Raw genomic sequence first — 24,333 nt, forward strand, 5'->3', positions numbered from 1 at the left:
TGACGGGGCCCATCCGGGCCGGGAAGGAGCGGGCATGCCACTGCTGTCATCGATCACGGAGCCCCGCGATCTCGACGCCCTGAGCACGGCGCAGCTGCAGGAGCTGGCGGACGAAGTCCGCACGTTCCTCATCGAGAACGTCTCGCGCACCGGCGGGCACCTCGGCCCGAATCTGGGCGTCGTAGAGCTCACGATCGCCCTGCACAAGGTTTTCGACTCGCCCAACGACCCGTTCATCTTCGACACCGGGCACCAGTCCTACGTCCACAAGCTGCTGACCGGCCGTCAGGACTTCGCGGGCCTCCGTTCGCGCGGCGGCCTGGCCGGCTACCCCCAGCGCTCCGAGAGCCCTCACGACGTCGTCGAGTCCTCGCACGCGTCGAGCTCGCTGAGCTGGGCCGACGGGGTGTCGCGCGCACTCACGCGGACCGGCCGCAAGGACCGTCACGTCATCGCGGTCGTCGGCGACGGATCCCTCACCGGCGGCATGACGTGGGAGGCCCTGAACAACATCTCCGACGACAACGACCGCAATCTGGTCATCGTCGTCAACGACAACGGGCGCTCGTATGCCCCGACGATCGGCGGCATGGCCCGCTACCTCAACCGGGTGCGCACGGCCGAGACCTATCGCAACCTCCACCGCGGGTCCGACACGCTGTTCCGCAAGCTCGGTCCCGCAGCCCGCGCGGTCTACCGCGGCGTGCGGGGCGGCACGCACGGCTTCCTGTCGCGATTCACCAACAACGCGGCGCTGTACTCGAACCTCGACATCAAGTACCTCGGTCCCGTCGACGGTCATGACCTGCCCACGCTCATCGAGACGCTCGAGCTGGCCAAGAGCTACGGCGCTCCGGTCATCGTCCACGCGATCACCGAGAAGGGGCGCGGCTATCAGCCTGCGCTGGACGACGAGGCCGACCAGTTCCACGCCGTCGGCAAGATCGACCCGCTGACCGGGAAGACCGTCGGAGTTGCGAGCACCGTGCAGGCCTGGACCGACGTGTTCGCCGAAGAGCTCGTCGAGGTCGGTCAGCGCCGTGACGACGTCATCGCGATGACGGCCGCCATGCTGCGCCCGACAGGGCTCCTGCCGTTCGCCCAGCGCTTCCCCGATCGCGTGTACGACGTCGGAATCGCCGAGCAGCACGCCGTCGCGTCGGCGGCCGGACTCGCGTTCGGCGGGCTGCACCCCGTCGTCGCGATCTACGCGACCTTCATGAACCGCGCCTTCGATCAGGTGCTGATGGATGTCGCGCTCCACCGCGCGGGTGTGACCTTCGTCCTCGACCGGGCGGGGGTCACGGGTCCCGACGGCCCCAGCCATCACGGCATCTGGGATCTCGCGATGCTCCAGCTGGTGCCGCACATCCGCATCGCCGCGCCTCGCGACGCGGAGCGCCTGCGCGAGTCGCTGCGCGAAGCCGTTGCAGTGTCGGACGCCCCGACGGTCATCCGCTTCCCCAAGGGCACGGTCAGCCCCGAGCTGCCGGCCCTCGAGCGACTCGAGGACGGCGTCGACGTCCTCGTCCGCTCGGACGCGCACGACGTCCTGATCGTCGGAATCGGCCCGATGGCCCACATCGCCGTCGACGTGGCGGGCCGGCTGCGCGACCAGGGCATCGGCGCCACCGTCGTCGACCCCCGCTGGGCGATCCCGGTCCAGCCGTCGATCGTCGAGCTCGCGGCATCCCATCGCCTCGTCATCACCATCGAGGACGGAATCCGCGTCGGCGGCATCGGCACCCGCGTACGTCAGGTGTTGCGGGAAGCCGGGGTCGACACCGCCGTGGACGAGCTCGGCGTGCCGGATGCCTTCATCGACCACGCGAGCCGTGAGCAGATCCTCGAGGATGCCGGTCTCACGCCGGCCAAGATCGCGCAGGATGTGGTCTCCCAGGTGCTGGGGACGCGCATCCCGGTGGCCCGTGGCGCGACCAGCGAGATCCCGACGATCGGCGACCTGTCGCCCCGTGAGGAGCGGCGCCGCTAGACCGCGGACAGACGCGTCGCGAGGACGGATGCCGCGGCATCCCACTCCGCCGCCGGTGTGTCGTTCGGCCGCGGCCCGATCGCCTGCGAGAGCAGGTACCCGTCGGTGAGGGCGTCGCCGGTGACGATCACCCGCAGCAGGCTGATGCCGCAGTCGGTGCGCACGAGGTCTGCGCAGGCGGCCACGATGCGCGGCGAGAGGACGTCGTTCGGCGGCAGCACCGCGCCGTCCAGCTCGTGCACCAGATCGCGCAGCGCGGCACCGACGATGTTGCCCGCCCGCTCCTTCACGTTGACGACGTCGAGCTCGAGGACCCGGAGGTCGTGGCCGGACACGATCGGCCGCCAGTCGAAGGACGCGTGCACGAGGTGCTGATGCCCGCTCGCGGCGGTGAGGCTGCGGGCCGGGAGATCCGTCGACCGCGCCCGCACGTCGACGAGCCGGTACCAGTAGAGCATCGGGAACGCGCCGTGCGTTCCCGGCCGGAGCACCACGACCTCACCGGTGCCGTCGCCGGTGCGGCTGCGCCGGATGATCGGCTTGCCGTTGCGGGTGCGGATCGCCGTGGATCCCTCGTCGATGGTCACCAGGAAGAGCTTCATGAGGGCGGGGACCACCACGAGCAGGGTCAGCGCGGCGCCGCTCGTCTTGACCAGCACCCCGAGCGCACTGCCGCTGAACAGTCCCGAGATCGCATCCAGCATCCGGCCACCTTCCGTTTCACTCATCCGACAGGGACAGGATGCCGTGTGCCGGGGTGGCCGACGTGCCGCGGATGCCGCGCAGCGCCGACTGTTCACGCTCCGGACGCGACACGTTCCGCGGACCGAGTGCCGGTGTTCCGCTCACCGCCGCGGCGGGGCGCGCACGCGTCCCGGACGACGAAGGGCGCATCCCCGCCAGGAGGATGCGCCCTTCGTCCGCGGGTCGGTGCGTCAGCCGCCGATGCCCTTGATGACCGGGTGATGGAACGTGTCGCCGAAGACCCGCTCGGACGCACCTTCCCGATCCAGGTAGGGCGATGCGCCGCCGTCGATGAACGGCCAGCCCGCACCCAGGATGAGGCACAGGTCGATGTCTTCGACCTCGGGGACCACGCCTTCGTCGAGCATGATCCTGATCTCGGCGGCGAGGCCGTCCTGGACGCGTGCCAGGATCTCCGCCTCGGTCGCCGGTGACGAGCCGACGGCGCCCTTGAGCACCTTCTCGGCCGCCTTCGTCCAGCCGGTGACCCGACCGGTCTTGTCCTTCTCGACGACCTCCGGCAGCTCGGCGAGCTGGTGGAAGTTCTCGGAGGCGTAGAAGCGCTCCGGGAAGGCGTGCGCCATCGTGTCCTGCACGTGGGCGGCGACCTTCCACCCGACGAGGTCGATGAGCTGGAACGGTGTCATCGGCAGGCCGAGGGGCTGGAACGCCTTCTCGACGGACAGCAGGGGAGTTCCCTCGTAGACGGCGCGCGCCGCCTCGCCCATGACCTTGGCCAGCAGCCGGTTCACGACGAAGCCGGGGGCGTCGGCGGTGAGGACCGCGTTCTTGCCCAGACCCTTCGCGACCACGAAGGCCGTCGACAGCGCGGCGTCCGACGTCTGCGGCGTCTTGACGATCTCGATGAGCGGCATGACGGCGACCGGGTTGAAGAAGTGGAAGCCGACCAGTCGCTCGGGGTGCGCGAGCTTCGAGCCGATCTCCTCGACGGACAGCGACGAGGTGTTCGTCGCGAGGATGGCGTCGTGGGCCACGATCGCCTCGATCTCGGCGAACACTGTCTGCTTCACGCCCACTTCTTCGAACACGGCCTCGATGACGAAGTCGCAGTCCGCGTAGAGACTCTTGTCGGTCGTGCCCGTCACCAGGGCCCGCAGCTTGTTGGCGCCGTCGCCGTCGAGGCGGCCCTTCGCCTCGAGCTTGCCGATCTCCTCGTGGATGTGGGCGACGCCCTTGTCCACGCGAGCCTGGTCCAGGTCGGTGATGAGCACGGGCACCTGCAGCTTGCGCACGAACAGCAGCGCGAACTGGCTGGCCATGAGGCCGGCGCCGATGATGCCGACCTTGGTCACCTTCTTCGCGAGGGCCTTGTCAGGTGCGCCGACAGGACGCTTGGCGCGCTTCTGGACGAGATCGAAGGCATACATGGATGCCGCGAACTGATCGCCCGCGACGAGCTCGGCGAGAGCTTCGTCCTCGCGCGCGAAGCCTTCCGCCTTCGTGCCGCCCTTCGCCTTGTCGAGCAGGTCGAGCGCCGCGTAGGGCGAGCGGGGGACCGTCCCGATCTTGGACTCGAGCATGCCGCGCGCCATCTTGATGGCGATGGGCCACTTCGTGAGGCGCTCGATCTTGCCGGGCTCGTGCTTCCGGCTGACCTTGACCGCGCCCGTGAGCACGCCGTCCGCCCAGGACAGCGAGTCCTCGAGGTAGTTCGCCGCGGGGAAGATCGCATCGACGATCCCGTAGTCGAACGCCTGCTGGGGCTTCAGCATCCGGTTCTGCTTCAGCGGGTTCGAGATGACGACCTCGAGGGCGTTCTCGATGCCGATGAGGTTCGGCAGCAGGTACGCCCCGCCCCAGCCCGGGATGATGCCGAGGAACACCTCGGGCAGCGCGATCGCGGCGGCCGAGGCATCCACGGTCCGATACGTCGAGTTCAGGGCGATCTCGAGTCCGCCGCCCAGTGCCAGCCCGTTCACGAACGCGAACGAGGGGATACCCAGGTCCGACAGCTTGCCGAACACGTGGTGCCCGAGCTGAGCGATGAGACGGGCGTTGTCCTTCGAGCCGACCTTGGAGATGTCGGACAGGTCGGCGCCCGCGGCCAGGATGTACTGCTTGCCGGTCACGGCGACCGCGTGGATCTCGCCGGAGGCCGCGCGGCTCTTGAGGCCGTCGAGCGTCTCGCCGAGCTGCGTGAGCGTGGTGGGACCGAGGGTGTTAGGCCGAGTGTGATCACGGCCGTTGTCGAGCGTGATGAGCGCGAGCACCTTGCCGGAGGCGAGCCGGATGTCGCGCACCCGCGAGTGCGTGACCACCTCGCCTTCGGTCAGGGCGTGCAGCGGCGAGAAGTCGATCTCTTCGTAGTTCGTCATCGAGGCTGTCCTACTTCTTCTTCTTGCCGTTGTAGTGCGGGTTCTCCCAGATGACCGAGCCGCCCTGGCCGAGGCCGACGCACATCGCGGTGAGGCCGTAGCGGACGTCCGGTCGCTCGGCGAACTGGGCTGCCAGCTGGATCATCAGGCGGACGCCGGACGCGGCGAGGGGGTGGCCGAAGGCGATGGCGCCGCCCCACTGGTTCACCCGCGGGTCGTCGTCGGCGATGCCGAAGTGGTCGAGCAGTGAGATGACCTGGATCGCGAACGCCTCGTTCAGCTCGAAGAGCCCGATGTCCTCGATCGTGAGTCCGGCCTTCTTCAGGGCCTTCTCGGTCGAGGGGATCGGGCCGATGCCCATGATCTCGGGCTGGACGCCCGCGTAGGCGAACGAGACGAGCCGCATCTTCGGCGCGAGACCGAGCTCCTTGACCGCGCCGCCACCGGCGAGGAGCGACATCGTCGCTCCGTCGGTCAGGGGTGACGAGGTGCCGGCGGTGACGCGCCCGTGCGGGCGGAAGGGGGTCTTCAGCGCTGCGAGGTCCTCCATCGTGGTCTGGGGGCGGCGGCCCTCGTCCTCGGTGGCCAGGCCCCAGCTGCCCTCGGCGTCCTTGATGGCGACGGACACGAGGTCGGGCTGGATCTTGCCCGCGTCGTATGCGGCCTGGACCTTCTGCTGGCTGAGCATGCCGTAGCGGTCGGAGCGCTCCTTGGTCAGGTGCGGGAACCGGTCGAAGATGCGCTCTGCGGTGACGCCCATGTTGAGGGCGCCCGGGTCGACCATCTTCTCGGCGACGAAGCGCGGGTTGGGGTCGGCGTTGCCGCCGATCGGGTGGTGCCCCATGTGCTCGACGCCGCCGGCGACGGCGACGTCGTACATGCCCATCCCAATCGATCCCGCCATCGTCGTGACGCTGGTCATCGCGCCGGCGCACATGCGGTCGATCGCGAAGCCGGGGACGCTCTGGGGGAGTCCCGCCAGGATGGCGACGCTCCGGCCGAGGGTCAGACCCTGGTCGCCGGTCTGCGAGGTCGCCGCGATGGCCACGTCGTCGATGCGGTCCTTCGGGACCTCGGGGTTGCGCTCCATCAGGCCGATCGTCGCCTTGACGGCGAGATCGTCCGATCGGGTGTTCCAGTACATGCCTTTTTCGCCGGCTCGCCCGAACGGCGTACGCATGCCATCGACGAAGAAGACGTCCGAAATCTCGGCCACTCTGCCTCCAAATTTAGGGATGGCATCAGCCTAGGAGTGCCCCGAGCACGCCCGGAATCGGGTGGGGGATTCCTACGAAGCGGTTTCCGCCTCGGTCGGAGCCTCTTGCACGGATCCCACAAAGGCATCCGCGATCAACTGTGCAGTCTGCGCAATCTGCCACGGGCGAGCCCCGAGCGCCGCCAGTGCCTCGCCGACCGCTTCGGCCGAGATCGGCTGCGGGGGAGTCCAGGCCACCCGGCGCAGCGCGTCGGGGGTGAGGAGGTTCTCGGTCGGCATGTTCATCTCTTCGGCGCGCTGCTCGACGACCGGGCGTGCGGCCTTGAGCCGCGCGTCGGCCTCCGGGTTGCGGTCGCCCCACGCGCGGGGCGGCGGAAGCGAGTCGCCGCCCGTGGCACGCTCGAGCGGCAGCTCGGTCGCGGCCCGGCCGGCCTCGAAGGCGGCCCACCACCGATCGAGCTGCGAGCGGCTGGCACGCCCGGTGAAGTCCTTGAGTGCGGCGAGATCCTGCTTCGTCGCGGGATCGGCGATGACGGCGGCGACGAGAGCCCGATCCGGCACGAGCCGGCCGGGTGCGACATCCTCCGCCTGTGCGAATTCCTCGCGCGCCGTCCACAGCGCGCGCGCGACGGCGAGCGACTTGCGGCCGCGCACCATGTGCAGGCCACTGAGCCGGCGCCACGGCTCGTCGCGGGCGGGTTTCGGCTCCCGCGACAGGACCGCCTGGAACTCCTCGGCCGCGAGTTCGGTCTTGTCCTGCTCCTCGAGTTCGGCGACGAGGGCGTCGCGCACGTCGACGAGGTGCTCCACATCCAGCGCGGCGTACTCGAGCCAGGACTGGGGGAGCGGGCGGGTCGACCAGTCCGACGCGGAGTGCGCCTTGGCGAGCATGATGCCCAGGGTGTCCTCGACGACGGCTCCCAGCCCGACCCGCTCGTGACCCAGCAGCCGGGCCGCGAGCTCGGTGTCGAACATCGAGGTCGGCTCGAGGCCCAGCTCGCGCAGCGAGGGAAGGTCCTGGCTGGCGGCGTGCAGCACCCACTCCTGGCCGCCGATCGCCTGCTGCAAAGCGCTGAAGTCCGCGATGGGCGGCGGGTCGAAGAGGAACACGCCCGCGCCGCGCCGGAACACCTGGATGAGATAGGCGCGCTGCGAGTAGCGGAAGCCCGACGCGCGCTCGACGTCGACCGCGACGGGGCCGTAGCCCTCGGCCAGCGCACGTGCGGCCTCGATCGCGTCTTCCAGCCGGTCGATGACGACGTATTCAGTCACGCGGCATCCTGCGCGAACCCAGCATTGCAATCCCTTCCGAGCCCGGGGGAAGTCCCGCGAGCATGCAGACCAGTTCTGCCCATGCTTCCACGTGTGCGCCGATCGCGCCTTCCGGCGACCACGAGGCCCGCAGTTCTATTTGCGCACCGTCGCCCTCGGCGGCGAGCGAGCCGAACCCCTTGGACAGTGTCTTGGTGGCCGTGCCGGACGCGGAGTGGTAGCCGGCCCGCCGCGAATGCAGGGCGTCGGTCAGCCACGCCCACGCGACATCGGCGAGCATCGGGTCCACGCCGATGTCCGGCTCGAGCGGAGCCTGCGCGAAGCACACGATGCGCCACGGCCCGTTCCACGGGGCGGGCTCGTCGGGGTCGTGCAGCAGGATGAGTCGTCCGGTGCCGTAGAGCGATTCCCCGCCCTCGTCCTCGGGGCGCACGTCGCCGGCAAGGGCGAGGGAGTCCGGCGCGAGACCGGTGGGCGCCGCGATCTCTCGCACCGAGAGGTCGTCGCGGAACAGCAGCGCTCGTACCTCTTCGGCGGCGTGCGCGAACGGCGTCATAGCCGCGGGAGGACGATGCTCAGCCACCCGGACAGACTAGAGTGATGCCTCGATGGTCGCCTTCAGGCGCGCCGCCTTGCGCGGCGCCTCACCCAGTCTTCTCGCCGGCGTGAGGGCTGCGATCACCGTGCTCGGGCTCGCCCTGGCCGGCGTGCTCGCGGCGATGGGCTTCGCATCCGCCCACATGGCTCGCCGCGTCGTGACCCCGGCGCAGCGCGCCGCCGACACGCGCATCCTGTCGCTGGACACCGCGGCCCAGACGATCACGCTCTCGCGCACCGCCGACACGCAGCTGCCCGGCCGCTACGGCCTGTTCACCTCGGGGACGGCCGACTACGTCAAGCTCGGCTCGGTCCTCTCCGAGGACGACACGAGCGTCAAGCGCAAGCTGCTCACCCACGTCAGCGGCGAGGCTCGGCTCGCACCGGAGGCTGCGTTCAGCGGCTGGTACTACGACCACCCCGAGCAGCTCATGCTCCCGTTCACCCCGGAGCTCGTCGGGTCGACCGTCGGGCCCTGCCCCGCATGGCTGTTCCCCGCCGGCGACGGCGGCGTGTGGGTCATCCAGGTGCACGGGCGCGGCACCAGGCGAGCCGAGTGCCTGCGCGCCGTCCCGCTCTTCCACGCGCTGGGGATCACGTCGCTCGTGGTGTCGTACCGCAACGACGGCGAGGCCCCGCGCAGCCGCGGGGGCACGTACGCGCTCGGGGCCACCGAATGGCGCGACGTCGACGCCGCCGTCGGCTTCGCCCGCCGCCGCGGCGCGAAGCGCATCCTCCTCATGGGATGGTCCATGGGTGGCGCGATCGCGCTGCAGGTCTCCCTCAACTCCGCCCACCGCGACAAGATCGCCGGGCTGATCCTGGATTCCCCGGTCGTGGACTGGCGCGTCGTCCTGGAGTACCAGGCCCGCATGATGCGGGTCCCGCCGACGGTCAGCGGCTTGGCGATCGGCGCCCTGGGCAGCGAGTGGGCGACTCCGGTCACCGGCGCGAGCGGCGCCATCCCGTTCGATCGGCTCGATGCCGTCGCGCGCGCGGCCGAGCTGCGGCATCCGATCCTCATCCTGCACAGCGACGACGACGGCTTCGTGCCGTCCGACGCCTCGCACGAGCTCGCGGCAGCGCGGCCGGACCTCGTCGACCTCGAGGTCTTCGACGTCGCCCGCCACACGAAGCTGTGGAACTACGACCAGGAGCGCTGGAGCGCCCGCATTCGGTCCTGGCTGGAGACTCAGGGCCTCTCGGCTGCACCCGCCTCCGCGCGGGACTGACGGCTCAGGCGCCGGGACCCGCCGCCACCTTGGCGCGGACCTGGCGCTTGGCGCGCATGAGCATGCCGGTCATGCCCGAGATGCGCAGCGGCGAGACCACCCGCGTGAGGCCGATGCTCTGCGGGAAGTCGGCCGGAATGGCGAGCATCTCGTCGGCGGTCAGTCCGGTGATCCCCTGGGCGAGGATGCTCGCGAAGCCGCGGGTCGTCGGCGCTTCGGCCGGCGCGGTGGCGTGCATCGCCACGATGCCGTCCGCATCGACGTCCAGAACGATGAAGACGGGGGACTGGCACTCGGCGACCCGCTCGTAGCGCTCCGGGTGGTCCTCGTACTCCGCGGGCACGGCGGGAAGCTCCTGCGAGTACTCCAGCAGGAGCTGCAGCCGATCGGCTTCGGGGAGTTCGAGGAACTCGTCGCGGATCTCGGCGAGGCTCTCGGGCAAGTGCGCGTCAGACATCCCCGTCATCCTTTCACGCTCCGGATGCCGCGGCTCAGCGCGCGGGCGCCTCACCGGGCTCGGAGCCCGTCGCGATCGGAACCCGCACGGCGCTGCCCCACTCGGTCCACGACCCGTCGTAGTTGCGGACGTCCTCGAACCCGAGCAGGTGCTTGAGCACGAACCAGGTGTGGCTGGAGCGCTCACCGATGCGGCAGTACGCCACGACGGAGTCGCCGTCCTTCAGCCCGACCTCGTCCCGATAGATGGCGTCGAGCTCGGCCCGGGGCTTGAAGCCGCCGTCCGGCGCCACCGCGCGCGCCCACGGCACGCTCGCCGCGGTGGGGATGTGCCCGGCGCGGAGCGCTCCCTCTTCGGGGTAGGCCGGAGCCGAGGTGCGCGAGCCGTCATACTCCTCCGGAGACCGCACGTCGATGAGCGGATCGCCGAGATGGGCGAGCACATCCTCCTTGTACGCGCGAAGCTTCGAGTCGTCTCGCTCCACGACGGGATACCGCGTGGCCTCCCGTGCCGCCGGCTCCGTGGTGGTCGGCCGCCCCTCGGCGATCCACTTGTCGCGTCCGCCGTCGAGCAGGCGGACGTCTTCGTGCCCGAAGAGCGAGAACACCCAGAGGGCGTAGGCCGCCCACCAGTTGTTCTTGTCGCCGTAGATCACGACGGTGTCGTCGCGTGCGATGCCCTTGCGGCTGAGCAGCTCGGCGAAGCCGGCACCGTCGACGTAGTCCCGCACGACGGGGTCGTTCAGCTCGGTGTGCCAGTCGACCTTGACGGCCCCGGGGATGTGGCCGGTCTCGTAGAGCAGCACGTCCTCGTCCGACTCGACCACGACGAGGCCGGGCTGACCGAGCCGTTCCTGCAGCCAGTCGCCGGTCACGAGTCGCCCCGGCTCGGCGTACTCGGCGAACTTGGGGGACGACGTGTCGATCGGGGCGGCCATGGTGCTCCTCGGGTCGGGGGCGAAGAAGTGCGACGACTAGGGTTGAACCGTCCCGACCGACCCTAGATTCCCGGATCGGGCCGCACCCCTCTTTCGTAAGACTCCGACACAGGATCCGCATGACCGTCTCCGCCGCCCGCACCGGCATCGTCCACCTCGCGGACCGCACCCCGCAGCTCGCGGGCGCCGAAATGGTCGCCGCTCTCGTCCCGCCGCCGCAGTTCTCCGACGCGACCTTCGACACCTACCGCGCCGACCCGGCGTATCCGTCGCAGCAGGACGCGAAGGATCTGCTGCTGGCCTTCTCGGGTGCGGGGGCGCCTGCCAAGGGCGGGTTCTTCCGCAAGGCGAAGCGGCCCGAGGTCAAGCCGGGCATCTACCTCGACGGCGGATTCGGTGTGGGCAAGACCCACCTGCTCGCGTCGATCTATCACGCGATGCCCGCCCGCCGGAAGTACTTCGGCTCCTTCATCGAGTACACCGCCCTCGTCGGCGCGCTCGGCTATCAGAACACCGTCGAGCTGTTCCGTGGCTCGGATCTGCTGTGCATCGACGAGTTCGAGCTGGACGACCCCGGCGACACCATGGTGATGACGCGCCTTCTCGCGGAGCTCGTCGCCTCGGGGACGCGGCTGGCCGCGACATCCAACACCCCTCCCAACGCACTGGGCGAGGGTCGCTTCGCCGCGCAGGACTTCCTCCGCGAGATCCATGCGATGTCGGCGAGCTTCCAGACCATCCGCATCGACGGCACGGACTACCGCCATCGCGCGCTCGACGGACACGCCGCGGTGCTGTCGCCCGCGGAGTACGACGCAGCGCTGACGGATGCCGCGGCCCGCGGCGTCGTGTCCGATGACGCGTTCGGCGATCTGGTGTCGCATCTGGCGCGCGTGCACCCGTCGCGCTACATCCGTCTCATCGAGGACGTGACGATGGTGGGCATGCGCGAGGTCGCGCCGTTCACCGACCAGTCGGCCGCCCTCCGGTTCGTCGCCTTCATCGACCGGGTCTACGACGCGGAGCTCCCGATCCGGGCGACCGGGGTTTCGCTGGACCTCGTGTTCCCCGAGGAGATGCTCGCGGGCGGCTACCGGAAGAAGTACCTGAGGGCGATCTCACGCCTCGTGGCGTCGACTCTCGACTGATTCGAAGCACTCACCGGCCTCTGCGAAACACGATGTTTACGCACGGGGCCATCGCGTAACGCTCGCGAAACACAGGGTGAACCCCCGCTGAAACGGGCCGTCCCCACACTGGGGGGACCCGACGCGACACCTGCGTCCCTGCAGAGAGGTTCTCCCTGAGATGGATCAAGGCAACACCGCATTCATCCTGATATGCGCCGCGCTCGTCCTTTTGATGACGCCCGGACTCGCATTCTTCTACGGCGGACTCGTCAAGGCGAAGAGCGTCATCAGCATGATGATGCTCAGCTTCGGCGCCCTGGGTCTGATCGGCGTGCTGTGGGTCGTCTACGGCTACGCGATCGCATTCCCCGGCTCTGAGGGACTCGTCGCGCCGTGGGCGATCGACTGGAACAACATCGGGCTCGCCGCGCTCATCGAGGTTCCCGAGGGCGCCGCGTACCCGCCGCTCGCCTTCGTCGCCTTCCAGGCCACGTTCGCCATCCTCACCGTCGCGCTCGTCTCGGGCGCCATCGCCGACCGCGCCAAGTTCGGCTCGTGGCTGATCTTCGCCGCGATCTGGGCGACGATCGTCTACTTCCCGGTCGCGAGCTGGGTGTTCAACTTCGGCCTCGCCGAGGACGGCAGCTTCGCCTACGGCGGCTGGATCACCTACGGCATGCAGGAATGGTTCGGCCTCGGCGCGATCGACTTCGCCGGTGGTACGGCCGTCCACATCAACGCCGGCGCCGCAGCTCTCGCCCTCGCGCTGGTGCTCGGCAAGCGCGTCGGGTTCCAGAAGGGCGTCCACGTCCCGCACAACCCGCCGTTCGTGCTCCTCGGCGCCGGACTGCTGTGGTTCGGCTGGTTCGGCTTCAACGCCGGCTCGGAGCTCGCCGCCGACGGCGTCGCCGCTCTCGCCTTCGTCAACACGATCGCCGCTCCGGCCGCCGCTCTGCTGGCCTGGCTGCTCGTCGAGAAGATCAAGGACGGCAAGCCGACCTCGGTCGGCGCCGCTTCGGGTGCCGTCGCCGGTCTGGTTGCCATCACTCCCGCGTGTGCCGCGCTGACGCCCGGCTGGGCGATCCTGCTCGGTGCCATCGCCGGTGCGGTGTGCGCCCTCGCGATCGAGCTGAAGTTCAAGTGGGGCTTCGACGACTCGCTCGACGTCGTGGGCATCCACCTCGTCGGCGGTCTGATCGGAACGCTGTTCCTCGGCTTCTTCGCGACCAACACCGGCCTGTTCACCGGTGGTGACGGCACGCAGCTGCTGGTTCAGGCCATCGCCGCGGTCTCGGTGCTCGTCTACTCCTTCGTCCTGGCCTGGATCATCGGCTTCGCGATCGAGAAGACGATCGGCTTCCGCGTGAAGAACGAGGACGAGGTCGCCGGCATCGACACCGTCGTTCACGGCGAAGAGGGCTACGTGCTGGAGAGCACGCGCGCCTGAGTTCTGCACACAGCACGAGGGGGCGCCGCGGATCATCCGCGGCGCCCTTTTCGTTCGCGTTAGGGTGACCACGTGACCCATCGCCCCGGCATCCTGAGCCGACTGACGCGACTGCTCCGTCCGTCCGCTCCCCGGTCGCAGCGGCCCGCGGCGGCAGTCTCCGGCCCGGCGGGGGACCGGCCCGGGCAGGCAGGCGCGCACGCGACCGTCGAGATCGTGCCGCCCGGCAGGGGCGAACTCGAGCTCAGCTACGCCCCCTCGCTCGACGGCGATCCCGACGCGGGCGAGATCGTCTGGACGTGGGTCCCGTACGACGAGCGCGACGGACGAGGCAAGGACCGACCGGTTCTCGTCATCGCCCGCGCAGACGCCGAGTGGGTGTACGCGGTGCGCCTGACGAGCAAGTCCCACGACGGCGACCGTGACTACCTGGCGATCGGCTCCGGGGAGTGGGACCCCCAGGCGCGGCCCTCGTGGGTCGACGTCGAGCAGATCTACCGCGTGCACGCGGCAGGCATGCGGCGCGAGGCATCCATCCTGGATCCCGTTCGGTTCGCCCGCGTCACGGCCGCTCTGCACGACCGATACGGCTGGGATGCCGCGGCCTGACAGGGCCGGGCCCGCCGTTCGCCCATAATCGAGGGATGCCGCATCCCACCCTCGAGGACCGCTACTTCGACCGCATGGCCTCGAGTCTCGGCGAGAAGGAGCGCATCCTCGACTGGGTGCTCCGCGGCCATGCCGTCGATGTCGGCGCCGGCGGAGGCGAGTTCACCGCGGCACTGGCGGCCCTGCCGGACGTCCACGCGACGGCGATCGACCAGGCGCCCGAATCGCTCGAGCGGCTTCGGCGGAACACGGCGTTCGCGTCCGAGTACGGCGTCGCGGGCGAGGGTACGGCGCCGTTCACCGATGAGCCGGCCGACACCGTCGTCTTCAACGCCATCCTGCACGAGGTCTACTCGTACAGCCCCGACCGTTACGCCGCCGTGGATCGGGCGCTGCAGCAGGCGGCACGCACGCTCCGGCCGTCGGGTCGCATCATCATCCGGGACGGAGTGATGCCCGACGATCCCGCGGCGGCGGCACGGTTCACGGCGCCCGACGACGAGTTCGTCGCCGACTACCTCGCCCGCACGCCGCACCCCGAGCTTGAGCTCACCCGCGACGGCGCCTGGTGGTCCGGCACCCGCCACGCTGTTTCGGAGGCACTGCTCACCCTGACGTGGGGTGCGGCGAGCCTGCCGCGCGAGGCGCGGGAGCGCTACGAGCTCTTGGAGGCGGACGGGTACGCCGCGGTGCTCGCCGGCCATGGCTTCAGAGTGATCCACACCGAGGTCGTGACGCAGCCGGGCTACGTGGAGGCGCTGCAGGAGTACAGCATCGAGTCCGCGGACGCCGCCGGCGACTGGGAGGCCTGGTTTCCTCCGACGAACGGCCTGTGGGTGTTCGAGCGCCCCTGAAAACGTGGTCGTCCCGGAACGACGAAACCCCCGCCGTGGCGGGGGTTCTCGGTGGGCGATACCAGACTCGAACTGATGACCTCTTCCGTGTGAAGGAAGCGCGCTACCAACTGCGCCAATCGCCCGTGACCCGTGGGGTCGAGAGTCGATACTACCCGACGGCGACCCCTGTCTCGAACCGGCGAAGGCGGACACGCGCGGGGCGCGTCTGGTTTTGCGTGATGCGAATAGTGGGCTAAAGTCTTACGAGTGCCCGGGTGCGAATCCGGGAACGAAATGCGGATGTAGCGCAGTTGGTAGCGCACAACCTTGCCAAGGTTGGGGTCGCGAGTTCGAGTCTCGTCATCCGCTCGAGTGCAGGGGTTTCTTTTCGGAGAGATCACGGCACGTGGGGTCACAAACCACACGGTGGCGTGGCCGAGCGGCTAGGCACCGGCCTGCAAAGCCGTTTACACGGGTTCGAATCCCGTCGCCACCTCCACTCAGTAACTCAAGAGCCCTCACGGGCGCGATTGGCGCAGCGGTAGCGCGCTTCCCTGACACGGAAGAGGTCACTGGTTCGATCCCAGTATCGCGCACACTGAAACCCCCGGAGTTCCGGGGGTTTTCTGCGTTTCAGGACACCGACGCCGGGCCGCTCCCGAGAATCTCGGGACTTTCTGGTGGAACCGCGTAACGAATCCGCTCGATCCGCATCTTCCTCCATCGAAGGTGCCGCACCCCCCGTGGGCGGCATCCCATCCCGGCCATGGGCTGCGGATGACCGTCGATGCGTTTCGGCCCAGGGGGGACTGCGCATCGACGAGGGCCCCGCCTGTCTCCCTCCCCTTGGCAGGCGGGGCCATTCCTCGCCTCGGTGGCCGCTTCGGCGCGGCCGCTACACTGAACGGCATGGAACAGCGGCGGATGACCCGTGCGACCTCGGTCGCCGTCACCGGCACGCGAACGCTCGGCGCCTGAGCGGGCGGGGCGCATCATGCGCCTGAAGCTGAGTAGCCTTGATCCGAGCCACTTCCAGGAGACTTTTCCGTGACTGACGTCAACTCGTCTGATGTGTCGTATCCCGCAGACGGATTCGCCCTCTTTCCCGATCGCTCCGTCGTCGCCCTGCGCGTCAACGGTGAGCTGAAAGACCTCGCCACGCGCGTCGAGGAGACCGACGCCGTCGAGCCGGTCCTGATCGACAGCCCCGACGGACTGAACATCCTGCGCCACTCCGCGGCCCACGTGCTCGCTCAGGCGGTGCAGCGCATCAACCCGCAGGCGAACCTCGGCATCGGTCCGCCGATCACCGACGGCTTCTACTACGACTTCGGCGTCGAGCAGCCGTTCACGCCCGAGGACGTGAAGGCGATCGACAAGGAGATGCAGCGCATCATCCGCGAGGGGCAGCGCTTCGTCCGCCGCGTCGTGACCGACGAGGAGGCCCGGGTCGAGCTCGTGGGCGAACCCTTCAAGCTCGAGCTGATCGGGCTCAAGGGCGGGTCGAAGGAAGCCGCCGAAGGCGCGTCGGTCGAGGTCGGTGCGGGCGAGCTCACGATCTACGACAACGTCGACCGCGACGGCCAGACGGTCTGGAAGGACCTCTGCCGGGGTCCCCACCTGCCGAGCACCCGCATGATCGGCAACGGCTGGGCTCTGCAGCGTGTGGCCGGCGCGTACTGGCGGGGGAGCGAGAAGAACCCCCAGCTGCAGCGCATCTACGGCACCGCGTGGCCCACGAAGGACGAGCTGCGCGCCTACCAGCTGCGCCTCGAAGAAGCGGCGAAGCGAGACCACCGCAAGCTCGGCAAGGAGCTGGACCTGTTCTCGTTCCCGGACGAGATCGGCTCAGGACTGTCGGTGTGGCATCCCCGCGGGGGCATGATCCGCCAGGAGATGGAGCAGCACGCGCTGCGCCGTCACCGTGCCGCCGGTTACACCTACGTGTACACGCCCCACATCTCGAAGCAGGATCTGTTCCTGCAGTCGAACCACCTCCGCACCTACAAGGAGGGCATGTTCCCGCCCATCCACCTGGATGAGGAGCGGGACGCCGAAGGCGTCGTCACGAAGGCCGGCACCGACTACTACCTCAAGCCGATGAACTGCCCGATGCACATCCTGATCTTCAAGGAGCGCGCGCGCAGCTACCGCGACCTGCCGATGCGGCTCGCCGAGAACGGCACCGTGTACCGCAACGAGCTGTCCGGCGCCCTGCACGGCCTGACCCGCGTCCGCGGCTTCACCCAGGACGACTCGCACCTGTTCGTGACGCCCGAGCAGCTGGAAGAGGAGACCACCCGCGTCCTCGAGTTCGTGATCTCGATGCTGCGGGACTTCGGCCTGAGCGAGTTCGAGCTCGAGCTGTCGATGCGCGACGACGAGAAGGACAAGTGGATCGGCTCGGACGAGTTCTGGGACTACTCCACAGACGCGCTGCGCAACGTCGCCGTGGCCAGCGGGCTCAAGCTCACCGAGGTTCCCGGCGAGGCGGCGTTCTACGGCCCCAAGATCGACCTCAAGACCAAGGACGCGATCGGCCGCACCTGGCAGCTCTCCACGGTGCAGGTCGACCCGAACCTGCCCGAGCGCTTCGAACTCGAATACACCGACCGTGACGGCCAGAAGAAGCGGCCGATCATGATCCACCGGGCGCTGTTCGGCTCGATCGAACGGTTCTTCGCGATCCTGCTCGAGCACTACGCCGGCGCCTTCCCGGTCTGGCTGTCACCGGTCCAGGTCGTCGGCATCCCGGTCGCCGAGGAGTACGCCGACTACCTCTCCGAGGTCATCGCGCAGCTGCGGTCCGACGGTGTCCGCGCGGATCTCGATCACAGCGACGACCGGATGCAGAAGAAGATCCGGACCCACACCACGCAGAAGGTGCCGCTCATGCTGATCGCCGGCGAGCAGGACCGCGCGGGAGGAACCGTCTCGTTCCGCTTCCGTGACGGCACGCAGCAGAACGGCGTGCCGATCGCGGATGCGATCCGTCGCATCCACGACTCGATCGCGGCGCACACGCTCGTGAACACGGCGGAGGACTTCGCGTGACCGACGCGTCGACGGGCGCCGACTCCGCCGCGGAGTCCGCGCTCGTCGATGCGGGCACGCTCCCCGGTGTGCCCGACGGCTTCCAGCGCCTGTGGACTCCGCACCGCATGGCGTACATCCAGGCCGGTCCCGACCCGCTCCGCGAGCAGTGCCCGTTCTGCGCCGCGCCGCACAAGTCGGACGAGGACGGCCTCATCGTCGCCCGCGGGACCACCGCGTACGCGCTGCTGAATCTGTTCCCGTACAACTCCGGGCACCTGCTGATCAATCCGTACCGGCACATCGCCACCTACGATCAGGCGACCCCGGAAGAGGTGGCCGAGATCGGCGAGCTCACCCAGCAGGCGATGCGGACCCTGCGCAAGGTCTCACGGTGCGACGGCTTCAACCTCGGGATGAACCAGGGCGCCGTCGCAGGAGCCGGGGTCGACGAGCACCTGCATCAGCACGTCGTGCCCCGGTGGTCATCGGACGCCAACTTCTTCCCGATCATCGCCCGCACCAAGGCCCTGCCGCAGCTGCTCGGTGACGTGCGTGTCGCGGTCGCGGAGGCCTGGGCGCGCTGACCGCCGCATCCGGATGCCGCGGCCGTGGGTGGGCCCACGCGCCCCGAGGCTCCGCGCAGCGCGCAGCGATGCGTGGAGAGGGCGTGGGGAGCATCCGATCGATCAGGCGACCTGGCGCACCTGGAACTGGAGGCGGGGGTGGGCGTAGGACTCCTGCGCCTGCACGAGCTGGAGCTCGCGCTCTCCCGAGGCGTGCGTGCGCTCGAGGAGGTCGAACACGCTCGACACCGTGCGTGCGAGGGAATCGGCCAGATCGCCGGTGCGCCGGTGGTGTGCGGTGAACAGCGCCGCCGTCACGTCGCCGGATCCGTTGGCCTTCATCGGGATGCGCGGGGTCTGCACGAGCCACGCGCCGCTGTCGTCGACCGCGAGCATCTCGATGGTGTCCGGGGCGGCGTCGGGGCGCTCGACGCTCGTCACCAGCACGGTGCGGGGTCCGGTCGCGCGCACCAGCGCGACGGAGGCGAGCGTGGATTCGAGCGTGTCGGGCTCGGTGTCGGTGAGGTAGCCCAGCTCGAACTGGTTCGGCGTGATGAGGTCGGCGGCCGGCACCACCCGATCGCGCAGGAGCACGGGAATCGCGGGCGCCACGAAGCAGCCGGACTTCGCGTTGCCCATCACCGGGTCGCACGCGTACACGGCGGCCGGGTTGGCGGCCTTCACGCGCTCCACCGTCTCGAGGATGACGTCTGCGACGCCTTCGCCGCCCTGGTAGCCGGAGAGGACCACGTCGATCTCCGGGAAGACGCCGCGCTCCTCGATGCCGAGGATCACGGCACGGAGATCGTCGGGGCTGATCAGGGGTCCGCGCCAGGCGCCGTAGCCGGTGTGATTGGAGAAGTTCACGGTGTAGACGGGCAGCACCTCGACGCCGATGCGCTGCAGCGGGAACACGGCCGCCGAGTTGCCCACGTGGCCGTAGGCGACCGCCGATTGGATGGAGAGGATCTTCACCGGTCGATCATCGCATTCCGGCGACGCGGGATGCTCCCGCCGTCTCGACGGCCGCGGCGATGTCGGTTGCCAGCTGCTCGGACGCGGCGTCGTCGAGATCGTGCACCGTCAGACGCAGCCGATGCGACGGTGCGGCCTCGGCGAGGGCGAAGTCGTCGCCGCCGCGCGCCAGCCAGCCGCGGCGCATGAGCTGCTCGGTGACCGGCCTGGCGGGCACGGGCAGCTCGATCCAGAGATTGAGCCCGTCGGCGGCGTCGGCGGGTATGCCGCGATCGGTCAGCAGCGCCGCGAACCGGGCGTTGCGGGCCGCGTAGTGCGCACCCGCGCGATCGATCTGCTCGAGCACGCCGGAATCGGTGACGAGCGCGTGCGTGAGGCGCTGCAGCAGGTGGCTCACCCAGGTCGTGCCGGGGGTCAGCCGCATCGCGAGGCGCTCGGCGGTGTCGGGATCGGATGCCGTCACCGCGAGGCACATGTCGGGGCCGAGGAACTTCGACACCGATCGCACCAGCGCCCAACGCCGGTGGTCGGGCCCGATGATCGAGTGGTACGGCCGGCGGGAGAGCATCGAGAAGTGGTCGTCCTCGACGACCAGCACGTACGGATGCTCCTGCAGGAGCGCGCGGAGCTCGGCGGCTCGACGCGCGGAGACCGTCGCACCGCTGGGGTTCTGGGCCCGGGGAGTGCACAGCACCGCCCGGACGCCCTGCTCGAGAGCGGCCCGAAGCCCGTCGACGGTCATGCCCTCGTCGTCCACGGGCACCGGCACGGGGCGATACCCGCCGAGCCGGACGGTGTGGATGCTGGTCAGGAAGCAGGGATCCTCGAGAGCGACGGCATCCCCCCGCGTCAGCAGGTGCGCGAAGAGGCGTTCCACGGCATCGGCGGCCCCGCTCGTGATGGTGAGGCGCATGGAGGCCGCGGGCGCGAGGTCCTGGCCCATCCATTCGCGGGCCCACGTCTCGAGGTCGCGGTCGATGACCGGCTCGCCGTAGAGCACGGGGCGCCCGGCCACCCCGGCGAGGGCGGTCGTCAGGTCGGGGATCAGGTCCGGGTCGGGGTTTCCGGTCCCGACGTCGCGCAGCACGCTGTCGGCCGCGAAACCCTCCTGGGCGACGGGGGCGGGGTCGGCGACGTGAGTTCCGCCGCGTCCGCGGGTGACCACCACGCCCGCTCGGGTGAGCTGGCGGTACGCGGCGACGGCGGTGTTGCGGTTGATTCCGAGGCTCTCCGCGAGGGCGCGCACCGGTGGAAGCGCATCGCCCGCCTGCAGGGACCCCCGTTCGACGAGCGCCCGCAGGCTGTCGGCGATCTCCGAGGCCGAGCGGCCCGTGATCTCGAGGTCCATGTCACCGTCTTTCGTTGGTCCGATCCTAGGTGCCGGTACATGCTATCTTTTGGCCTAGGTCAATCGACCGCTCCTCCACATCTTCGCGCACGGCGCGACATCGAAGGGATCCCCTGTGACCACTGCCGACACGGGAACCAGCCGCGTCAAGCGCGGACTCGCCGAAATGCTCAAGGGCGGCGTCATCATGGACGTCATCAACGTCGAGCAGGCGAAGATCGCCGAAGAGGCGGGCGCCGTCGCCGTGATGGCCCTCGAGCGGGTCCCGGCCGACATCCGCGCGCAGGGCGGTGTCTCGCGCATGAGCGACCCGGACATGATCGACAGCATCATCGACGCCGTGTCCATCCCGGTCATGGCGAAGGCCCGCATCGGCCACTTCGTCGAGGCCCAGGTGCTCCAGGAGCTCGGCGTCGACTACATCGACGAGTCCGAGGTCCTCTCGCCCGCCGACTACGTCAACCACATCGACAAGTGGGGCTTCACGGTTCCCTTCGTCTGCGGTGCGACCAACCTCGGCGAGGCGCTGCGCCGCATCAACGAGGGCGCCGCCATGATCCGCTCCAAGGGCGAGGCGGGCACCGGCGACGTCTCGGAGGCCACAAAGCACATCCGCAAGATCCGCAGCGAGATCAACGTCCTGCGCTCGATGACGAAGGACGAGCTCTACGTCGCCGCGAAGGAGCTTCAGGCGCCGTACGACGTCGTCGCGGAGATCGCCGAGACCGGCCAGCTGCCCGTCGTGCTGTTCGTCGCCGGCGGCGTGGCGACCCCCGCCGACGCGGCGATGATGATGCAGCTGGGCGCGGACGGCGTGTTCGTCGGCTCGGGCATCTTCAAGTCCGGCAACCCCGCCGAGCGTGCCGCTGCGATCGTCAAGGCCACCACGTTCTACGACGACGCCAAGGTCGTCGCGGACGTCTCGCGCGGCCTCGGCGAGGCCATGGTCGGCATCAACGTGTCGGACCTGCCCGCCCCGCACCGCCTCGCCGAGCGCGGCTGGTAATCAGCGCCCCGCACGTGTCGAGCATCCATCCCCGCGTCGGCGTCCTGGCTCTGCAGGGCGACGTCCGCGAACACGCGCGCGTCCTGAGCGGCCTCGGCGCCGACGTCACCCTGGTGCGCCGGCCGGAAGAGCTCGCCGCCGTCGACGGGCTCGTGCTTCCCGGTGGGGAGTCGAGCGTCATCGACAAGCTGTCGCGCGCCTTCGGCATGCGTGAGCCCGTCCGCGACGCGATCGCGTCGGGCATGCCGGTGTACGGCACGTGCGCCGGCATGATCCTGCTCGCCGACCGCATCACCGACGGCATCGAGGGTCAGCAGACCTTCGGCGGCCTCGACGTCACCGTGCAGCGGAACGCCTTCGGCAGCCAGGTCGACTCCTTCGAGGTCGACCTGGCCGTCCCGGTGCTCGGCGATGAGCCGGTGCACGCGGTCTTCATCCGAGCGCCCCTGGTGGCGGATGCCGGACCCGGCGTGGAGCGGATCGCGGAGCTGGAGGACGGGCGCATCGTGGCGGTGCGGCAGGGGCCGCTGCTGGCGACGGCGTTCCATCCGGAGGTCAGCGGAGAGCACAGATTCCACCGGCTCTTCCTCGATACGGTGCGGTCGACCTGACGCGCGGCCGCTCGGCGCGTTAGATTCTGACGCATGACGATCAACGACTGGTGGCGCGATCGTCCCGAGGAGCGGTATTGGATGATCGCTCCATCGCGGGGGATTGTGGGGGATGCTCTCTCGGCGCCGAAGGCGTCGGACGATCGACGATTCGAGTGGTCGCACGAGCTGGTGGGGTACACCGAGCCCGGCGACACGCTGTTCGTCTGGGACAGAACACTGCCGGTGCCCGGCATCGGCGCCTGGGGGCGCGTGCTCGGTCCGCTCGGCGAGGAGAGCCGCACCCGTCGCGGTGACGACGACGTGCCGCACTGGCGCATGCCTGTGAGCGACACGCTCCGGCTGGCGAGTCCGATCACCCTCACCGCGCTGCGCCGCATAGGAGGCGACATCGTCTCCGTGCGCGATGAGGTCGAGGCGCTGAGCGAGGGGCCGGTGTACTTCCCGTTCATCGGCTCGCCGGCCACTCTCGCCCCCGCGCCGGCGTACCTCTCGAAGGTGCCGCGCGACCTGGTCGCGCTGCTGTCGTCGCGGTTCGGCTTCGAGTTCGCGCTCTGATCCCGTGACGAGATGGGTCGCGCTGCTGCGCGGAGTGAACGTGGGCGGGATCACGATCCGCAACGCCGATCTGGCGGCCGTGTTCACGCAGCTGGGCTTCACCGAGGTGCGCACGGTGCTCGCGAGCGGCAATGTCCGTTTCGAGACGGATGCCGCGGCATCCGCTCGCTCGAAGCTGAAGGCGACGGTCGAGAAGGCGCTCCGCGAGAGGTTCGGGTACGACGCGTGGATCGTGCTCGTCACGGCCGCCGAACTGGCACGGGCCGCAGACGGGTTCCCGTTCGACGAGACCGACGCGAACCGGCAGCCGTGGCTGATCTTCTGCGTCGACGACGAGACGGCACGTGAACTCGCGGACGCGGCGGCGACGATGGATGCGACGACCGACCCGGTCGCCGCCGGCCGCGGAGTCGTCTACTGGAACCCGGTGAAGGGGACCACGGTCGACACTCCCTTCGCAAAGCTCATCGCCAAGGCCGCGTACAAGCCGCGCACCACCAATCGCAACCTGCGCACCGTCCGGAAGATCCTCGCCTGAACCCCGAGCCCGGGCACACGTCCCGCGGGAGGTTTAGAATGGTCAGCCGGTGGGCAGGATCGACCGGCGGTCATCGACGTTCCGCCGAACGCACGCCGACGAGCTGATCAGGAGAAGTATGTCCGGGCATTCCAAGTGGGCGACGACCAAGCACAAGAAGGCCGTCATCGACAGCCGACGGGCGAAGTCGTTCGCGAAGCTGATCAAGAACATCGAGGTCGCCGCCAAGATGGGCGGCGCCGACCTGGCCGGCAACCCCACCCTCTTCGACGCCGTGCAGAAGGCGAAGAAGACCTCCGTCCCGAACGACAACATCGATCGCGCGATCAAGCGCGGCGCCGGCATCGGCGGGGAGGCCGTCGAGTACACCTCGATCGTCTACGAAGGCTACGGGCCGAACGGCGTCGCGCTCATGATCGAGTGCCTCACCGACAACAAGAACCGGGCGGCCGCCGAGGTCCGCACGGCGCTGAGCCGCAACGGCGGCAGCCTCGCCGACCCCGGCAGTGTCGCGTACAACTTCACCCGCAAGGGCGTCATCGTCGTCTCCAGCGAGAGCGCGTCCGAGGACGACGTGATGCTCGCCGTCCTCGACGCGGGAGCGGAAGAGGTCGAGCCGCACGGCGCCGGGTATGCCGTGATCACCGAGGCGACGGATCTGGTTAAGGTCCGCACAGCGCTGCAGGATGCCGGTATCGACTACGAGTCCGCGGACGTGGAGTTCGTCCCGAACCTCAAGGTCGAGATCGACGCCGACACCGCCCGCAAGATCTTCCGGCTCATCGACGCCCTCGAAGACAGCGACGACGTGCAGAGCGTGTTCGCGAACTTCGACCTCACCTCCGACGTGCAGGCCGAGCTCGAGAACGACGAGTGAGGCGTCGCTCCGCGC

At 69.5% G+C, this 24,333-nt stretch carries 22 protein-coding genes and 4 tRNA genes; 16 read left to right on the forward strand and 10 right to left on the reverse strand.

Annotated elements, in window-relative coordinates; all coding sequences use genetic code 11:
- Positions 1-34: 34 nt before the first annotated feature.
- On the forward strand, positions 35-1,993 hold the full coding sequence (gene dxs, locus ASD56_RS09520; protein WP_055964787.1) for a 1-deoxy-D-xylulose-5-phosphate synthase: 1,959 nt from the start codon (positions 35-37) through the stop codon (positions 1,991-1,993).
- Here the strand turns inward: dxs and ASD56_RS09525 are convergent.
- The 5 genes from ASD56_RS09525 to ASD56_RS09545 form a co-directional block, all read right to left on the reverse strand.
- Positions 1,990-2,697, reverse strand: coding sequence for a hypothetical protein (locus ASD56_RS09525; protein ID WP_200947496.1), 708 nt, complete (start codon positions 2,695-2,697; stop codon positions 1,990-1,992). The genes dxs and ASD56_RS09525 overlap by 4 nt on opposite strands.
- A 231-nt stretch (positions 2,698-2,928) precedes the next feature.
- Complete coding sequence (locus ASD56_RS09530) at positions 2,929-5,073, reverse strand: 3-hydroxyacyl-CoA dehydrogenase NAD-binding domain-containing protein (RefSeq protein WP_055964790.1); 2,145 nt, start codon at positions 5,071-5,073, stop codon at positions 2,929-2,931.
- A 10-nt stretch (positions 5,074-5,083) separates the two neighbouring features.
- Positions 5,084-6,289 (reverse strand): thiolase family protein, encoded by a 1,206-nt coding sequence (locus tag ASD56_RS09535; protein ID WP_055964794.1) that lies wholly within the window; start codon positions 6,287-6,289, stop codon positions 5,084-5,086.
- A gap of 72 nt (positions 6,290-6,361) precedes the next feature.
- The gene (locus tag ASD56_RS09540) at positions 6,362-7,561 is read right to left on the reverse strand and encodes a ribonuclease D (RefSeq protein ID WP_055964797.1); all 1,200 of its coding nucleotides are present in this window, start codon (positions 7,559-7,561) and stop codon (positions 6,362-6,364) included.
- Positions 7,554-8,117, reverse strand: coding sequence for a DUF3000 domain-containing protein (locus ASD56_RS09545; RefSeq protein WP_055964800.1), 564 nt, complete (start codon positions 8,115-8,117; stop codon positions 7,554-7,556). Before ASD56_RS09545 ends, ASD56_RS09540 begins: the two co-directional genes overlap by 8 nt.
- Positions 8,118-8,169: 52 nt before the next feature.
- Between ASD56_RS09545 and ASD56_RS09550 the strand changes: the two genes are divergently transcribed.
- Positions 8,170-9,390 (forward strand): alpha/beta hydrolase family protein, encoded by a 1,221-nt coding sequence (locus ASD56_RS09550; RefSeq protein ID WP_055964803.1) that lies wholly within the window; start codon positions 8,170-8,172, stop codon positions 9,388-9,390.
- A 4-nt stretch (positions 9,391-9,394) separates the two neighbouring features.
- Here the strand turns inward: ASD56_RS09550 and ASD56_RS09555 are convergent, their stop codons facing one another.
- Both ASD56_RS09555 and ASD56_RS09560 read right to left on the reverse strand, forming a co-directional pair.
- A complete protein-coding gene (locus ASD56_RS09555; RefSeq protein ID WP_055964806.1) occupies positions 9,395-9,847 on the reverse strand; it encodes a SufE family protein in 453 nt (150 codons plus the stop codon).
- A 34-nt stretch (positions 9,848-9,881) separates the two neighbouring features.
- The gene (locus ASD56_RS09560; protein ID WP_055964809.1) at positions 9,882-10,784 is read right to left on the reverse strand and encodes a sulfurtransferase; all 903 of its coding nucleotides are present in this window, start codon (positions 10,782-10,784) and stop codon (positions 9,882-9,884) included.
- Positions 10,785-10,903: 119 nt separating this feature from the next.
- On the opposite strand from ASD56_RS09560, the gene zapE reads away from it, so the two are divergent.
- The 4 genes from zapE to ASD56_RS09580 all read left to right on the forward strand — a co-directional run bounded on the left by zapE (position 10,904) and on the right by ASD56_RS09580 (position 14,824).
- A complete protein-coding gene (gene zapE / locus ASD56_RS09565; protein WP_055964812.1) occupies positions 10,904-11,932 on the forward strand; it encodes a cell division protein ZapE in 1,029 nt (342 codons plus the stop codon).
- A 160-nt stretch (positions 11,933-12,092) separates the two neighbouring features.
- Positions 12,093-13,361: an ammonium transporter gene (locus ASD56_RS09570; protein WP_055964813.1), complete on the forward strand. Its 1,269-nt coding sequence runs from the start codon at positions 12,093-12,095 to the stop codon at positions 13,359-13,361.
- A gap of 72 nt (positions 13,362-13,433) precedes the next feature.
- The gene (locus tag ASD56_RS09575) at positions 13,434-13,970 is read left to right on the forward strand and encodes a type II toxin-antitoxin system PemK/MazF family toxin (protein ID WP_082541402.1); all 537 of its coding nucleotides are present in this window, start codon (positions 13,434-13,436) and stop codon (positions 13,968-13,970) included.
- A 35-nt stretch (positions 13,971-14,005) separates the two neighbouring features.
- Positions 14,006-14,824, forward strand: coding sequence for a methyltransferase domain-containing protein (locus tag ASD56_RS09580; RefSeq protein WP_055964816.1), 819 nt, complete (start codon positions 14,006-14,008; stop codon positions 14,822-14,824).
- Positions 14,825-14,876: 52 nt separating this feature from the next.
- Here the strand turns inward: ASD56_RS09580 and ASD56_RS09585 are convergent.
- Positions 14,877-14,949 (reverse strand) — tRNA-Val (locus tag ASD56_RS09585).
- A 153-nt stretch (positions 14,950-15,102) separates the two neighbouring features.
- Between ASD56_RS09585 and ASD56_RS09590 the strand changes: the two genes are divergently transcribed.
- The 5 genes from ASD56_RS09590 (at position 15,103) to ASD56_RS09610 (ending at position 18,426) form a co-directional block, all read left to right on the forward strand.
- A tRNA-Gly gene (locus ASD56_RS09590) sits at positions 15,103-15,175 on the forward strand.
- 56 nt (positions 15,176-15,231) lie between these two features.
- Positions 15,232-15,305 (forward strand) — tRNA-Cys (locus tag ASD56_RS09595).
- A gap of 25 nt (positions 15,306-15,330) precedes the next feature.
- Positions 15,331-15,402 (forward strand) — tRNA-Val (locus ASD56_RS09600).
- Between the two features lie 451 nt (positions 15,403-15,853).
- On the forward strand, positions 15,854-17,860 hold the full coding sequence (thrS, locus tag ASD56_RS09605) for a threonine--tRNA ligase (RefSeq protein ID WP_055964819.1): 2,007 nt from the start codon (positions 15,854-15,856) through the stop codon (positions 17,858-17,860).
- Positions 17,857-18,426 (forward strand): HIT family protein, encoded by a 570-nt coding sequence (locus tag ASD56_RS09610; RefSeq protein WP_200947498.1) that lies wholly within the window; start codon positions 17,857-17,859, stop codon positions 18,424-18,426. Before thrS ends, ASD56_RS09610 begins: the two co-directional genes overlap by 4 nt.
- Positions 18,427-18,528: 102 nt before the next feature.
- Here ASD56_RS09610 and pdxY read toward each other — a convergent pair whose 3' ends face one another.
- Both pdxY and ASD56_RS09620 read right to left on the reverse strand, forming a co-directional pair.
- Complete coding sequence (pdxY, locus tag ASD56_RS09615; RefSeq protein ID WP_055964822.1) at positions 18,529-19,380, reverse strand: pyridoxal kinase PdxY; 852 nt, start codon at positions 19,378-19,380, stop codon at positions 18,529-18,531.
- Between the two features lie 7 nt (positions 19,381-19,387).
- On the reverse strand, positions 19,388-20,728 hold the full coding sequence (locus ASD56_RS09620) for an aminotransferase class I/II-fold pyridoxal phosphate-dependent enzyme (RefSeq protein WP_055964825.1): 1,341 nt from the start codon (positions 20,726-20,728) through the stop codon (positions 19,388-19,390).
- Between the two features lie 115 nt (positions 20,729-20,843).
- Between ASD56_RS09620 and pdxS the strand changes: the two genes are divergently transcribed.
- The 5 genes from pdxS to ASD56_RS09645 all read left to right on the forward strand — a co-directional run bounded on the left by pdxS (position 20,844) and on the right by ASD56_RS09645 (position 24,318).
- On the forward strand, positions 20,844-21,734 hold the full coding sequence (gene pdxS / locus ASD56_RS09625) for a pyridoxal 5'-phosphate synthase lyase subunit PdxS (protein ID WP_055964828.1): 891 nt from the start codon (positions 20,844-20,846) through the stop codon (positions 21,732-21,734).
- A gap of 14 nt (positions 21,735-21,748) precedes the next feature.
- Positions 21,749-22,345 carry a pyridoxal 5'-phosphate synthase glutaminase subunit PdxT gene (pdxT, locus tag ASD56_RS09630; RefSeq protein ID WP_055964830.1) on the forward strand — a complete coding sequence of 199 codons (597 nt, stop codon included), beginning with the start codon at positions 21,749-21,751 and terminating at the stop codon, positions 22,343-22,345.
- Positions 22,346-22,378: 33 nt separating this feature from the next.
- Entirely contained in the window at positions 22,379-22,903 is a 525-nt protein-coding gene (locus ASD56_RS09635; protein ID WP_055964836.1) for a hypothetical protein, read from the forward strand.
- Positions 22,904-22,907: 4 nt separating this feature from the next.
- Positions 22,908-23,441, forward strand: a complete 534-nt coding sequence (locus ASD56_RS09640) for a DUF1697 domain-containing protein (protein ID WP_055964852.1) — start codon at positions 22,908-22,910, stop codon at positions 23,439-23,441.
- A 118-nt stretch (positions 23,442-23,559) separates the two neighbouring features.
- Positions 23,560-24,318: a YebC/PmpR family DNA-binding transcriptional regulator gene (locus ASD56_RS09645; protein WP_055964855.1), complete on the forward strand. Its 759-nt coding sequence runs from the start codon at positions 23,560-23,562 to the stop codon at positions 24,316-24,318.
- Positions 24,319-24,333: the final 15 nt, after the last annotated feature.

It is taken from the genome of Microbacterium sp. Root166 (assembly GCF_001427145.1).
Classification (GTDB): domain Bacteria; phylum Actinomycetota; class Actinomycetes; order Actinomycetales; family Microbacteriaceae; genus Microbacterium.